At 48.2% G+C, this 13,828-nt stretch carries 13 protein-coding genes; 11 read left to right on the forward strand and 2 right to left on the reverse strand.

The features are described from left to right. Window positions 1–5: 5 nt before the first annotated feature. The 4 genes from AWB54_RS05225 to AWB54_RS05240 are packed head-to-tail and all read left to right on the forward strand — an operon-like array spanning window position 6 to window position 3,476. The gene (locus tag AWB54_RS05225) at window positions 6–881 is read left to right on the forward strand and encodes a branched-chain amino acid ABC transporter permease (protein ID WP_061213559.1); all 876 of its coding nucleotides are present in this window, start codon (window positions 6–8) and stop codon (window positions 879–881) included. Between the two features lie 2 nt (window positions 882–883). Next, window positions 884–1,780 (forward strand): branched-chain amino acid ABC transporter permease, encoded by an 897-nt coding sequence (locus AWB54_RS05230; protein WP_174520057.1) that lies wholly within the window; start codon window positions 884–886, stop codon window positions 1,778–1,780. Then, a complete protein-coding gene (locus AWB54_RS05235) occupies window positions 1,768–2,532 on the forward strand; it encodes an ABC transporter ATP-binding protein (RefSeq protein ID WP_061213560.1) in 765 nt (254 codons plus the stop codon). The genes AWB54_RS05230 and AWB54_RS05235 overlap by 13 nt, the downstream gene beginning before the upstream one ends. Further along, the gene (locus AWB54_RS05240; protein ID WP_235811096.1) at window positions 2,529–3,476 is read left to right on the forward strand and encodes a DMT family transporter; all 948 of its coding nucleotides are present in this window, start codon (window positions 2,529–2,531) and stop codon (window positions 3,474–3,476) included. The genes AWB54_RS05235 and AWB54_RS05240 overlap by 4 nt, the downstream gene beginning before the upstream one ends. A 159-nt stretch (window positions 3,477–3,635) precedes the next feature. Here the strand turns inward: AWB54_RS05240 and AWB54_RS05245 are convergent, their stop codons facing one another. Then, window positions 3,636–4,613, reverse strand: coding sequence for a SpoIID/LytB domain-containing protein (locus AWB54_RS05245; protein WP_235811097.1), 978 nt, complete (start codon window positions 4,611–4,613; stop codon window positions 3,636–3,638). A 215-nt stretch (window positions 4,614–4,828) separates the two neighbouring features. On the opposite strand from AWB54_RS05245, the gene AWB54_RS05250 reads away from it, so the two are divergent. Further along, a complete protein-coding gene (locus AWB54_RS05250; protein ID WP_061213562.1) occupies window positions 4,829–5,287 on the forward strand; it encodes a tRNA (cytidine(34)-2'-O)-methyltransferase in 459 nt (152 codons plus the stop codon). Window positions 5,288–5,371: 84 nt separating this feature from the next. Here the strand turns inward: AWB54_RS05250 and AWB54_RS05255 are convergent, their stop codons facing one another. Further along, complete coding sequence (locus AWB54_RS05255; protein ID WP_011641488.1) at window positions 5,372–5,548, reverse strand: 4Fe-4S binding protein; 177 nt, start codon at window positions 5,546–5,548, stop codon at window positions 5,372–5,374. A 674-nt stretch (window positions 5,549–6,222) separates the two neighbouring features. Between AWB54_RS05255 and AWB54_RS05260 the strand changes: the two genes are divergently transcribed. From AWB54_RS05260 to glmS, 6 genes are all read left to right on the forward strand, one after another. Next, on the forward strand, window positions 6,223–6,882 hold the full coding sequence (locus tag AWB54_RS05260) for a thiamine diphosphokinase (RefSeq protein WP_061213563.1): 660 nt from the start codon (window positions 6,223–6,225) through the stop codon (window positions 6,880–6,882). 15 nt (window positions 6,883–6,897) lie between these two features. Further along, window positions 6,898–7,764, forward strand: a complete 867-nt coding sequence (cdaA, locus tag AWB54_RS05265) for a diadenylate cyclase CdaA (protein ID WP_061213564.1) — start codon at window positions 6,898–6,900, stop codon at window positions 7,762–7,764. Continuing rightward, complete coding sequence (locus AWB54_RS05270; protein WP_061213565.1) at window positions 7,721–8,659, forward strand: CdaR family protein; 939 nt, start codon at window positions 7,721–7,723, stop codon at window positions 8,657–8,659. Before cdaA ends, AWB54_RS05270 begins: the two co-directional genes overlap by 44 nt. Then, the gene (locus AWB54_RS05275) at window positions 8,656–10,296 is read left to right on the forward strand and encodes an NAD(P)/FAD-dependent oxidoreductase (protein WP_061213566.1); all 1,641 of its coding nucleotides are present in this window, start codon (window positions 8,656–8,658) and stop codon (window positions 10,294–10,296) included. The genes AWB54_RS05270 and AWB54_RS05275 overlap by 4 nt, the downstream gene beginning before the upstream one ends. Window positions 10,297–10,526: 230 nt before the next feature. Further along, entirely contained in the window at window positions 10,527–11,879 is a 1,353-nt protein-coding gene (glmM, locus tag AWB54_RS05280; protein WP_061213567.1) for a phosphoglucosamine mutase, read from the forward strand. A 674-nt stretch (window positions 11,880–12,553) separates the two neighbouring features. Further along, window positions 12,554–13,621, forward strand: a complete 1,068-nt coding sequence (glmS, locus tag AWB54_RS05285; RefSeq protein ID WP_394326489.1) for a glutamine--fructose-6-phosphate transaminase (isomerizing) — start codon at window positions 12,554–12,556, stop codon at window positions 13,619–13,621. Window positions 13,622–13,828 lie beyond the last annotated feature (207 nt).

A 13,828-nucleotide genomic window follows, 5' to 3' on the forward strand; every position in this document is an offset into this window, starting at 1 on the left:
AATTTATGTTCTGGGAACAATTGCTGAACGGTCTGACCCTGGGAAGCACCTATGCCTTGATTGCCCTGGGTTATACCATGGTTTACGGAATAGTCCAACTGATTAATTTTGCCCATGGTGAGATTTATATGTTTGGAGCTTTTGCCGGGCTTATTCTGGTTTCATTCTTCGGTTTCAACTTGATAGCAGCTATGCTGGCAGCCATGCTTTTCTGCATGCTCTTGGGGATTTTGGTTGAAAGAATCGCCTATCGCCCCCTCCGGGGCAAGTCCTCCCGCCTTTCGGCACTGATCAGTGCGATTGGAGTATCTATTTTTCTTTCCACCCTGATGGCCCTGATGGCTGGAACCAATACCCATCGCTACCCGGAAGTGATTGCCCATCAGTCTTACCATCTGGGCTCCCTGGATCTTTCCCTAATGCAGATACTCATTCTGGCGGTTTCGGCTCTGTTAATGATCGGCCTGCAATTCATGGTGCAGAAGACCCGTATAGGCAAAGCTATGCGGGCCTGTTCGCAGGATCTGGACGCTTCCTATCTGATGGGGATTAATGTCAACCGGGTTATTTCTTTCACCTTTGCCGTAGGATCGGCTCTGGCAGCTGCCGGGGGGGTAATGGTAGGGGTGTATTACAACGCGGTTTGGCCCTATATGGGAATGATGGCCGGCTTAAAAGCCTTTGCGGCAGCGGTGATGGGGGGAATCGGCTCCATACCGGGAGCGATGATCGGTGGTTTGAGCCTGGGGATAATGGAAATAATGGGGGTGGCCTACCTTTCCTCCTCCTATAAGGATGCTATTGCTTTCGGCATGTTAATTCTGGTTTTATTGATTCGTCCCCAGGGCTTGATGGGGCAGAAGATATCGAAGAAGGTGTAATAGTGAATGGTCTGGATGCAGCAATAACCCAATACATTGATCCCTATTACCTGCGCATAATGATTTTGCTGGGAATAAATATTATCCTGGCCCTGGGCTTGAACCTGATTACCGGTGTTACCGGCCAGTTATCCATGGGCCATGCCGGATTTATGAGTATTGGCGCTTATACCTCGGCCATTCTTTCCATGCAATTTGGCTTTTCCTATCTCATGGCACTACTTGCCGGGGCTGCGGTAGCGGCGTTTTTTGGCTTTTTGATCGGCATACCCACCCTGCGTCTGGAAGGCGACTACCTGGCTATGGTTACTATCGGTTTTGCCGAAATCATACGGGTATTTTTTCTTAATTTTGAACCCGGAGGCAAAGCAGTGGGATTATCGGGTATTCCCCAGCACACTAACTTCATTACCGTGTGGCTTATTGCTCTGCTCATTATCGCCCTTAATACCCGTTTGTTAAAATCCCGTATGGGGCGGGCCTTTTATGCCATCAGGGAAAACGAGATAGCCGCTGCATCGACCGGGATTGACACCACTCGCTTAAAAATACTGGCCTTTACTGCCGGTTCTTTTTTAGGCGGCCTGGGGGGAGGCCTGTACTCTCATTATATGTATTATATTAATCCGCAGGATTTCGGCTTTATGAAGTCGATTGAGCTTTTAAACATGGTTATACTGGGTGGAATGGGGAGCATTCCCGGTACCATTCTGGGTTCTTTTATACTTACCCTGGCCCCGGAAATGCTGCGTATTGTGGCGGAATACCGGCTTCTCTTCTACGGAGCCCTCTTGGTGATTCTGATGATTTTCCGTCCCAATGGGATTTTAGGCGATGTCCGCATATATGACCTTAAAAAGCGCTGGGGGCGAAAAGAGGTGAAAACATGCCAGTCTTGACCCTGGAAGGAATCAGCCAGGAGTTCGGAGGTTTGAGGGCCCTGGATGGGGTGAATATGGTGGTGGAAGAAGGGGAGATTTTCGGTATTATCGGCCCTAATGGGGCGGGTAAAACCACTCTGTTTAATATTATCACCGGTATATATGTTCCCAGTGAAGGCGATTTGATTTTTAAGGAACGCAGGATCAACCGGATGGCCACCCATAATATCGCGCGCTTGGGCATAGGGCGGACTTTTCAAAATATTCGTCTTTTTAATAAGCTTTCGGTTCTGGACAATGTGCGGGTCGGCAGCCACGGCATCAGCCGCAGCGGTTTCTTTAAAAGCCTCCTGGGACTGCCCTCCATGCTGCGGGAAGAAAAGGAGATTAAGAGCCGGGCTGAGGAATTGCTGGAGCTGGTAGGTCTTTATGATAAGAAGATGGAATATGCCGATAACCTGGCCTATGGGGAGCAAAGGCGGCTGGAGATTGCCCGGGCCCTGGCATTAAAGCCCAGTTTATTATTGCTGGACGAGCCTGCCGCCGGGATGAACAGCGGGGAAAAGGTCGAGCTGATGAAATTTATTGAGCAAATCAGGCAGGAAATGAAGCTTACTATTTTGTTGGTGGAGCATGATATGAGCCTGGTGATGACTATATGTGAGCGTATCGCTGTGCTGGATTACGGAAGAAAGATTGCCGAGGGTCCACCGGAGGAAATAAAAAATGATGAAAGGGTAATACAGTCGTATCTGGGAGTTGGGGCATGAGACCGGTTTTTATATATCTTTTGATTTTCTTTTCCGTGCTCTGTATGGCCACATCATCTATTATTATAAGGTTTTCCGCCGCGCCCGCCATGATAATTGCCCTCTATCGCGTAGTTTTCACTGCTGGCCTGGCAGCCCTGCTGGGAAGCCGGGATATCTTTCCCAATATCAAGAAGATGCCCCGCCGGGATTTTATTCTAATTATAATAGCGGGGTTCTTCCTGGCCCTGCATTTTGCCTTCTGGATCAGCTCCCTCAACTATACCAGCATTCCCAGTTCGGTGCTTTTTACCAACCTGCAGGTGATTTTTGTTTTGCTTTTTTCCATTTTTATTCTCCGGGAAAAGATGAAACAGCAGGTGATAGCCGGTATAATAGTAGCCGTTTTGGGCAGCAGCCTCATTGCCGGCGGTGACCTGGGTTCAGGACGAATTTATGGAGATATGCTGGCTTTGCTGAGTGGTTTTTTTGTTGCCGTTTATTTTATCATCGGACGCTATGTGCGGGTGCGGGTAGATGTTTGGCCTTATACCTCTATGGTAGCGCTGGTGGCGGTTCTGGTATTGCTCCCGGCTTCGGCCCTGGCTGGCTTGCCTTTGGTTTCCTATCCCCCACGGGAATGGATTTTGTTTTTATTGCTGGCCCTGGGACCGGGCCTGGCTGGCCACGGGATTCTCAACTGGGCTTTAAAATATGTAAAGGCTCCCATTGTGGCAGTATCAATACTGGGAGAATCAGTGGGAGCCAGTATACTTGCTTTTTTGGTCTTTGGCGAGCTCTTGCTCTGGTACCAAATGATAGGTGGAGTCCTCATCCTCCTGGGCATTTATGTGGCGGCCGTCAATGAGGCCCGCAGCGGGGAGCAGCATTTAAGACGGAAGACGGAAGACAGAAAACGGAGGGTGGAAAACGGAGGACGGAAGACGGAGAATGTCGGTGATTAGAAGGAGCGCTAACTCATCGGAGGTTGTGGCCCGGCACTTGGGCAAAATTACTTCGAGTTAAATAGATATAATTGACACTGAGTGCCGGGCCCTGGGGGGTTAGCGAAAATTCACGGGGACAAGGGACCTGTCCCCGTGTCCCAGGCCGGTTAAATATTTTTATTTATAAAGTGTGGTCAAACGGGTGCCGGGGAAATACTGTCCCACGATTTGCTTGGCCTTTTTACCTTCCTTGGCCATGGTATAAGCTCCCCATTGTTCCATCCCGCAGCCGTGACCCCAGCCGCTGCCTTTAAAGACGATATTATTGCCCTCTGCCTTAACACTGCTTAATACCGTGGAATACAAGCGGTCAAAGCCTATTTTCTCGCGGAGCATGGCAGCAGGCATGGAAGTCTTGCCGGCGCTTATGGTCAGAGCACGGCCGGAAGGACCTCTCTTGCTGATTCTTATATCATCCAAAGGACCGGCTTTAGCCCCCATAATATTTTTCACTTCCCAGCGGGGCACTTTTACTGTCCAGCTTTTGTATTTAGCCGGGGCATATTTCATACCATTGGTCTTTACTGGAACGATATAGGCTGAGGCTTTATTCTTTAATTTCGGAAAGCCTTCGCTTATGCTGGCGGTCTTGTCTTTGGATAGAGAGTGGAAGAGAGCATAAACGAACTTGCCATTATAGGTAAGAACCTGACCCCGGGTGGCATTTACCGCTTTGGAGATAGCCGGGGTAATTTTCTTTTCATCGTAGGCTTGAAATTCTGTATGGTCATCACTGGCATCGGTATTATGCTTTTGCCGAGTGCCGTTTTCATATTCCAGAAGGGCCAGGGTCATGGTTCGAGCTACAATCGCTTGGGCTTTCAGTGCTTCCGGGGGATATTTAGGTCCGATTTCTGCTGCCACAACCCCTTTCAGGTACTCTTCCAGTTTTAAATTCTGTTTTTCTCCGGTAGCTTTTCGAAATAGAGTGATATTTGGTTCTGTCTTATATTTACTTACCTCGCGAGCCATTTTTACTGATTTTAAGGGTTTGGGGGCCGGCTTTTGTGCTTGCTTCTGGCAGCCGCCGACAAAGGCCAGGAAACAAACAAGCAAGATAGAGACTAGGATTGCCAGACACTTATTCTTCCTCAACAAGCAGATCGCTCCTTTACTTTTCGATTAGTTTACCCTGCGGACAATATGCCTATGTCTGGCAAACTCAGGGACTTTTCGACTGGGCAAGACAAGGATATTGATATATAATAGGATGTCAAGGGGGACGGTCCTTTTGACACGCTTTTAACACGGTAACCCCTACACCTTACTCCTTACTTTTCTTACTAAAATGGGAATTAGGAGGGACCTGCTTGCAAATTGTGCTGGTGGAGCCGGAAATCCCGCAGAATACGGGAAATATCGCCAGAACTTGTGCTTTAACCAAAACGGCTCTACACCTGGTCAAACCTTTGGGTTTTTCACTGGCCGACCGTTTTTTAAAAAGAGCCGGTCTTGACTATTGGGATAAGGTTGAGATACAACTATGGGAAAGCTTTGGGGATTTGCTGGAGGCAAATCCGGGGGCAGTATTTTTTTTGGCCACTACCCGGGCAGGACAAGCCTACCATCAGGTAAGTTACCCTCAAGATAGCTGGCTGGTATTCGGGCGGGAAAGCAGTGGATTACCTGTTTCTATTTTAAAAAGCTTTCCCGATACCCAGATTCGCATCCCTATGCAGGACATCGGCCGTTCTCTTAACTTGTCCAATTCGGTAGCCATTATATTATACGAAGCATTGAGACAGAATTCATTCCCGGGTTTACTATAACTGGCAAATATCTTCTATAAATGAAAAGACAAAAAGAAAAACCCCGGTAGGGGTTTTTGTTTATTAATAATCGTAGCGTTGCATTTAGTCGTCTGCAGGAATCGGGGCTTCTACAGGGCAGACATCAGCGCAAGATCCACATTCTGTGCACAGTTCAGGGTCGATTTCAAATTTATCTTCACCCTCACTAATGGCTTCTACCGGGCATTCATCTACACATATTCCGCAAGAAATACATTCGTCTGTGATGATATAGGACAACAGGCTCCCTCCTTTACTGTAATAAAACTATAAGAATTATAATTAACGAGTTTTTGTTTGTCAATTTTATTTGCCGGAGAACAGCCGTTGTTGCATATGTGTTAAGCAGCACAAATATCTGCTAAAATATTATTCATTGAATGGGAGTGAATAAAAAACCACAGGTTTTTATTCACATCTACCCCGTGAGCACGAGTAGCAGACGAGGTGCGAACGGCTGGTAGCCCTTCTGTCAGGGATGGCGAGCCGTTAGGCGAAGCCGGAGTCCGCATCCTACGACTGAATGGCCATAGGACTTTTAGTCGCAAGAGTATTATTTCTTGTATCTATTTATTATTGACTCCACTGCGAAAACCCCTTTTGTTGCATAAGGGTTGCATAAATATACAAAGCGAGCGTTGGCGAAGCATGGTTGCAACGCCCGGCGAAGGCGAGCAGGCGACAGGGGGCGAGCGACAGGACGTCGCGAGAGCGCTATACGACCATGGATGGGAGGTTAGCGTGTACCCCTTGAGCCGCGAGACAAGCCGCAGGTGTTGCCCATGCGAAGACTGCGAGCGGTATATTTATACAAGCCAATGAATATTAATAACTTTTTGCAGTAGAATCATTATTTCTTGTATCTATTAATGAAGAAAGTCCTTTTTTGGAAGATTAAGAAGAGGAGATAAAAGATGAAATGCGTAATAATGGCTAACGGTGAGTATGGTAGGATAGACCTTTACCATCATCTTTTTTCCAGTGCTGATTTGGTATTATGTGCTGATGGGGGGGCCAATTATGCTTTTGCTATGGGTGTAGTTCCCTCCATGATTATTGGGGACCTTGATTCCATCCGGCCCGAAGTCAGGGAGTATTTTACGGCCAAACAGGTAGAGATGAGGAAGTATCCCCGGCGTAAAGATTATACTGATACCCAGCTAGCCCTTTCCATCGCCAACAGGTTTGATGCTGATGAGATTGTTTTGTTGGGGACTCTGGGCAAAAGACTGGATCATACCCTGGCCAATATCTTTTCCAGCCTGGAACTGGCCCGGCAAGGGATTAAGATCATGCACTACTCTCCTGAATGTGTAGTATATCTGGTAACAAAAAATATAGTATTTAAAGGTTGCCAGGGTGACATAGTATCAGTTCTGACTCTCAGTGAAGAAGCACAGGGAGTATATGAGAAGGGTTTTGAGTATCAGGTTGAGGATATTGTGATGAACCTGGAAAACCCCTACGGTATATCCAATGAACTTACCGGGAAAAGTGGGGAAGTTTCCGTAAAAAAAGGGGTTTTGGCCGTGTTTCATTACCCCCAGGAAATATCCAGCCCATTTACAGAATAAGTGGAGGAAAATAATTTGGATTTAAGCTTTCTCTCCGGGGTATTTGCCAACCCCTGGGATATTATCCGCAGCCTGGTTGATATTCTTATAGTAGCTTATGTGGTTTACCGGATTTTGCGCTGGATAAGCGGAACCAGGGCGGAACAGTTGCTGAAGGGACTGGTATTATTGCTGGTCTTTTCGCTGCTGGCCAGTGCATTGGAATTGGATATGGTTAACTGGTTAATGGAAAAGCTATGGATTGTATTTGCTATTACTTTACCCATAGTGTTTCAACCTGAACTGAGGAGATTGCTGGAACAGTTAGGGCGAGGGAAGTTCTTTAGCCTGAGTACTTCGCAAGTTGAAATGGAGGAATATGAGGCTATTATTAACGAGATAGGCGAGGCTGCTGACATCCTCTCCCGCAACCGGGTAGGGGCTCTCTTGATTCTGATCCGGGAAACGGGAATTGCGGAGTATTTGGAAAGCGGTGTTGACCTTGACGCTCTGGTTTCGGCGGGGCTGCTCATAAACATTTTTGTTCCTAACACGCCGCTGCATGATGGAGCTTGCATCATCTCCAATAGCCGGATAAAAAAGGCAGCCTGTTTCCTTCCCTTAAGCGACAATCCCAATTTAGACAAGGAATTAGGGACACGCCACCGGGCTGCCCTGGGAATAACCGAGCTTTCTGATGCCATAGCGGTAATAGTCTCCGAAGAAACGGGTATTATTTCGCTGGCCCAGGAGGGCAAGATACAGCGTCACCTGGATCCCTTGAGCCTTAGAGAGATTCTGGGGAGAGAATTATTGGCCCGGGAGAAATGGAGTGATGCCGTTAAGAGGAGGTGGGTGGGTGAATTCCGCATCAAAGGACCCAAAAAAGAGAACCGGACTTAAACTGATATCCCTGATTATCGCGATCTTGCTCTGGTTGTATGTGGTCAGCCAGGGCGCTACCACTACTCCGCAAGAGCTTATTAACACACCCCTTAAATATCATAACCTGGGCGAGGGACTGACGCTTAGTGGACCGGATACGGTTTCGCTGCGCATATGGGGCTCGCTTAAAAGGAACGGCGATAATATTGCCTATGTGGATCTGAATGGTTTAGGGGAAGGGGTCTATGAGCTTCCGGTACATGTGGAGCCGGTAAGGGGAGCCATGTTCACCACAGTGGAGCCGGACAAGGTTGAAGTTGTTCTTAAAGCAGTTCAGGAAAAAGAACTGGCGATTAAGTATGAGATTTTTAAGCCTCCTTCTCCTGCTTATGAAGTCCTGGATGTAGTGATTACACCAGAAAAGTGCTTATTACAAGGAGGAGAAGATGCCATAAAAAAAGTGAAGACGGTAAAATGTCAGCTTTCCCTGCAGGACCGGGAGGGAATCACTTTCTTTTATTCCCCGTTGCTGGCTCTGGATGCCGGGGGCAGGAAAATCAATGAAGGAATACGGGTGATTCCCGAGAAAGTCAAGGTTAATGTTGTCCTCAGCCGTAAGAAGGCGGAGCAGAAGGTTGGCGTCAAGCTGCTGAGCAGCGGCAATACCGCCGAAGGTTATCAACTTCGCAACTTGCAGATGGAGCCGGATTTCGTAACTATCCTGGGAGCGGAGAGTGAAGTTGCTGGTATCCAAGAAGTAAATACTGAAGTGCTGGAACTGGAAGGGAGAAAGGAATCCTTTAGCCAGCAACTGGAATTAATGGCTCCCGAGGGAATAAAGGCTTTTCCTTCCCGGGTTTTGGTATATGTGGATATAGGTAAGATAGATGAAAAAGGGGGTAAGCAGGAATGATTATCCGCCTGAGAGAGTTGATACTGCCGCTTAATCATAGTGAAAAGCAGCTAAAGGAAGCAGCAGCTCGCCGTTTAGCCATAGCCAAAAGTGAGATCCGTTCTTTGCGTCTGGTAAGGAAGTCCATAGATGCCCGAAAAAAGAGGATTTGCTTTTCCTATATTGTTGATTTGGAAGTTGATGATAAGCTGTCTTTTCCGGAAAAAATAGCCAGAGTAATCGAGCCTGAGGAGCAGGCAGGAGCTGTCCATCTTACCCCTGGTACGGAAGGCCTGGCCCAATCACCTATCATAGTAGGGGCAGGCCCGGCCGGCCTTTTTTGTGCCCTGTACCTGGCCCGTCATGGTTATCGGCCGGTACTGCTGGAACAGGGGCAGGATATCGACCGCCGGGTTAAAAGCGTGGAGAGATTTTGGAAAAAGGCCGAGCTAAATCCCCGCTCCAATGTGCAATTTGGTGAGGGTGGAGCCGGCAGCTTTTCCGATGGCAAGCTTACCACTCGTATTGACGATAAACGCATTAGCTATGTTTTGCGTAGTTTCGTAGAGTTTGGCGCCGATGAGGAAATACTCTATATGAAAAAGCCTCATGTTGGGACTGATGCCATCCGGCAGGTAGTAAAGAATATGCGGCAGGAGATACTTGGCCTGGGTGGCGAGTGCTATTTTGATGCTTGTTTAACCGACATAAAAGTTAACCATTCGCTACTGGAAAGCATAATAATAAACCATGAAACGGAAGTACCCTGCTCTCTGTTGGTATTGGCGGTGGGAAACAGTGCGCGTGATGTTTATCGCCTGCTCTATCGCCGGGGGGTAAGCCTTATCCCCAAGGCTTTTGCGGTTGGAGTAAGGGTTGAGCATCCCCAGTCCTTGATTGATCGCATTCAATTTGGGAAATATGCCGGGCACCCGCGTCTCGGTGCCGCTGAATATAATCTAAGCCACCACGAAAAAGAAAGTCGACCCTGTTATAGCTTCTGCATGTGTCCGGGCGGTTATGTAATTGGGGCTTCATCTGCAGCCGGTCAACTGGTAACCAACGGAATGAGTTACCGGGCACGGAACAGTGGTGTTGCCAACAGTGCTTTGGTAGTGGGGGTAAACCCGGCCGATTGGGACAATCAGACTTTGGGAGGCCTGGAGTTCCAGGAGAAGCTGGAAAGACAGGCTTTTATCATGGGAGGCGGCAACTACCATGCCCCGGCCCAGTATTTAAAGGATTTTCTGCTTCAGCTTCCCAGCTACTCCCTGGAAGACTCCCTGGCCACTTATCAACCCGGGGTAAAAGCCTCCAACCTCTGGGAATTGTTCCCAGCTGAAATCTGCCATACTATGCAGCGAGGGATAGAGGCCTGGGGAAGAAAACTGCGCGGTTTCATAAGCGAAAAGGCGGTTATAACCGGAGTGGAAACACGTACTTCAGCACCACTGCGGATTCTGCGCCAGGAAAACTTATCTTCAGTGGATATTGATAACCTTTATCCCTGTGGCGAAGGGGCTGGTTATGCCGGGGGAATAATCAGCTCCGCCATAGATGGTTTGAAAGTAGCGGAGAGAATAATTTCCACTTACCAAAAACCTGCACGAAAAGTCAAGGTAAATAGTAATAGTGTTTGTGATGCCCGGGAACTTTAAGGAATGAGGATAGAGTGCTTTCCTGGCTAGCCCCAGAGTAAACTTTTGCTTAGCATTGGGGTATATGGTAAATAAAGTAAAATATCCTGTAATTGGAAAGAAAGCAACAAAGGTTTATGGCTTGTTTTATATTGAAATCCGGCTATTTGTGCAGTATAATTTTGCAGTGATGATTTTTGACAAAAGCTGGGTTTTCTAAAGTGATGATTACAATGGGGAGGAAGTAAGCGTTGGGTAAACTATTTGGAACAGATGGAGTAAGAGGTGTGGCCAATCTGGAACTTACACCCGAATTAGCTTTTCAACTGGGTAGAGCCGGTAGTTATGTTCTGGCGCGTCATGAGGCCAGTAAACGACCCCGGATACTGGTGGGAAAGGATACCAGGATTTCAGGCGACATGCTGGAAGCGGCCTTAATAGCCGGTATTTGCTCCACCGGAGCAGATGTATTGATGGTAGGAATACTTCCTACTCCGGCAGTTGCCTTCCTTACCCAAAGATACCAGGCTTCTTGCGGAGTGGTAATATCGGCTTCGCATAATCCGCTGGAAGACAACGGTATCAAGTTTTTCGGCCCCAGTGGCTACAAGCTGCCCGATGAACTGGAGGAGGAAATCGAAGAACTGGTTTTAGCCGGAACCCAGGAACTCCAGCGCCCCCAGGGTGAAGACGTGGGAAGGGTTTACCTGGTAGCTGAGGCCAGAAACAACTATTTGGATTATCTTATTTCCTGTTATTCCCTGGATCGGAACCTGGCGGGCATAACTGTAGTTGTTGATTGTGCCAACGGCGCGGCCTATTCCACTGGCCCGGAATTATGGAGTCGATTGGGGGCCCAGGTTATAGCTATAAACAACTACCCTAATGGGGTAAATATCAATGAGCGCTGCGGCTCCACCTATACTGAAGGGCTCCGAAGAGCGGTGGTGGAACATAAAGCGGATATAGGCATTGCTTATGACGGTGATGCTGATCGCTGTATAGTTGTTGATGAAAGAGGCAACGAGCTGGATGGAGATCATATTATAATGATCTGCGCTCTGGATATGAACAGCCGGGGGGAATTGAATCCCCCGCTGGTGGCAGCTACAGTTATGAGTAATATAGGCCTGGATATAGCTTTGCGCCGCGAGAATATTCAGGTGGCCGGTTGTAAAGTCGGCGATCGCTATGTTTTGGAAAAAATGAAGGAGAGCGGCGCCCTGCTGGGCGGGGAACAATCAGGGCATATAATCTTTCTGGAGCATGCCACTACCGGAGACGGCCTTTTGACCTCATTGAAGGTAGCGGAAGTTCTCCGGCGTTCCGGCCTGACCCTGTCTGAATTGGCTCGGGGCCTGGAGAAACGGCCCCAATTACTGGTTAACCTGCGTATGGAAAACAAGGATAAAATCCTGGCTCATCCTCTGGTGCAGGAAGCCCTGAAGCAGGCGGAGGAGAGGCTGGGGGAATGGGGCAAACTGGTAGTCCGGCCCTCGGGAACCGAGCCGGTGGTCCGGATAATGGCCCAGGGCCCAGAGCAGTACTTGCTGGAGGAGGTGATTGCTGAAATAAAACAAAGCATAGAAAGAGCTCAGGCCTAATGCCCAAGCTCATTTTAGCGCCTGCCCCGACACGCAAAAGATGCCATGTATTATTGGATATGACTCCACTGCGAAAACCCCTTTTGTTGCATAAGGGTTGCATAAATATACAAAGCGAGCGTTGGCGAAGCATGGTTGCAACGCCCGGCGAAGGCGAGCAGGCGAAAGGGGGCGAGCGACAGGATGTCGCGAGAGCGCTATACGACCATGGATGGGAGGTTAGCGTGTACCCCTTGAGCCGCGAGACAAGCCGCAGGTGTTGCCCATGCGAAGACTATGAGCGGTATATTTATACAAGCCAATGAATATTAATAACTTTTTGCAGTAGAATCTGGATATGCATTAGCATAGAGTTTTGCTGATTAATTCATAATATAGGTGAGCATCGGAGTACCGGGTGACGAGGAGGGGGTTTATCGAATTTGTCGGCGGATGCCCCCCGGTGACCACCACCGTTAGCACGGCTACAAAGACCCGCAGCAATGCGGGTGACAAAAGCCATGCGTGGGAAAGCGCGGGAAAGCTAATCCGCCTCGCTGCTTCTTGAATTTTGAGAATCAAATGAACATCGAAATGAAAAAAGTTGTGTAATAGTTTTTAAAATAACCCCAAATATAAACAAAATTGGAGGTTAATATATGAGTGAAATTGAAAAAGGCGAGTTCGAGCATTTTATGCTTAAGGAGATTCACGAGCAGCCTGAAGCCATCCGCAAAACCCTGGCCGGAAGAATTAGAGACGGTCGGGTGGATTTTTCCGATTTGGAATTTGATAACGTATTTAAAAATACCGGCAAGATAATTATTGCCGCTTGTGGGACATCCTATCATGCGGGAATGGTAGGTCGTCTAGTCATAGAAAAACTGGCTCGCATCCCGGTTGAAATTGACCTGGCTTCCGAATTCCGTTATCGTGAGGTATTGTGGAATCCCAATGACCTGGTAATAGTAATTAGCCAGTCCGGTGAAACTTCCGATACCCTGGCTGCCCTGAGAGAAGCCCGGCATAACGGCATCAAGGTTCTGGCTATTACCAATGTGCCGGGAAGTACTATCGCCCAGGAAGCGGAGCGGGTGATTTACACCCACGCCGGCCCGGAAATAGCGATTGCTTCCACCAAGGCCTATTCTGCTCAACTGCTTATTATGTACCTGCTGGCTTTGTATCTGGCCTCCCTGAGAGAGAGTTGCGATGCGGCCAAACTCGAAGACCTGGCGAGCGAACTCCTGGCTGTGGATGCTATCGTAGAGAATGTCTTGCAAGAACAGCAGCATATTAAAGAAATGGCCGAGAAGTATCACAAGGTGCAGAGCATCTTTTTCCTGGGTCGTGGCTTGGATTATCCCGTAGCCATGGAAGGAGCCCTCAAACTCAAGGAGACTTCCTATATCCATGCTGAAGCTTATGCAACCGGTGAGCTCTTGCATGGCCCGCTGGCCCTTATCGAGCAGGGAGTACCTGTACTGACCCTGATCAGCCAGGATAAACTGGTGGATAAATCCATGGCCAACATTAAAGAAATCAAAGCCCGGGGAGCGGTGGTATTGGCTATCTGCAAGGAAAACCTGCAGGAGCACTGCCAGGAATGTGATGAAAAAATTCTCTTGCCTCGGATAAATCCTATGCTGGCTCCCATCGTAGCCGTTGTTCCCCTGCAGATTTTTGCATATTATATGGCACTCTTCCGTGGTAATGATGTTGATAAGCCCCGTAACCTGGTCAAAAGCGTAATGGGGGACTAGGGAGGAAAAGCACATGTTCTAAGATAATGCCAGCCTGGCAATTTTTCCACCTGGAGCTGGAGCATGAAGAATACACGATGGGAATAATTTACAAATGATAATCATACGGTAACCAGGGCAAGTGAATTGAGTGGGACCTCTGCCAAGTACCGCTGCATTCTTATCCTCACTAATGGTGGTATTTTTATTGGTCACAGGATTAAAAAA

Source organism: Syntrophomonas wolfei subsp. methylbutyratica, assembly GCF_001570625.1.
Classification (GTDB): domain Bacteria; phylum Bacillota; class Syntrophomonadia; order Syntrophomonadales; family Syntrophomonadaceae; genus Syntrophomonas; species Syntrophomonas methylbutyratica.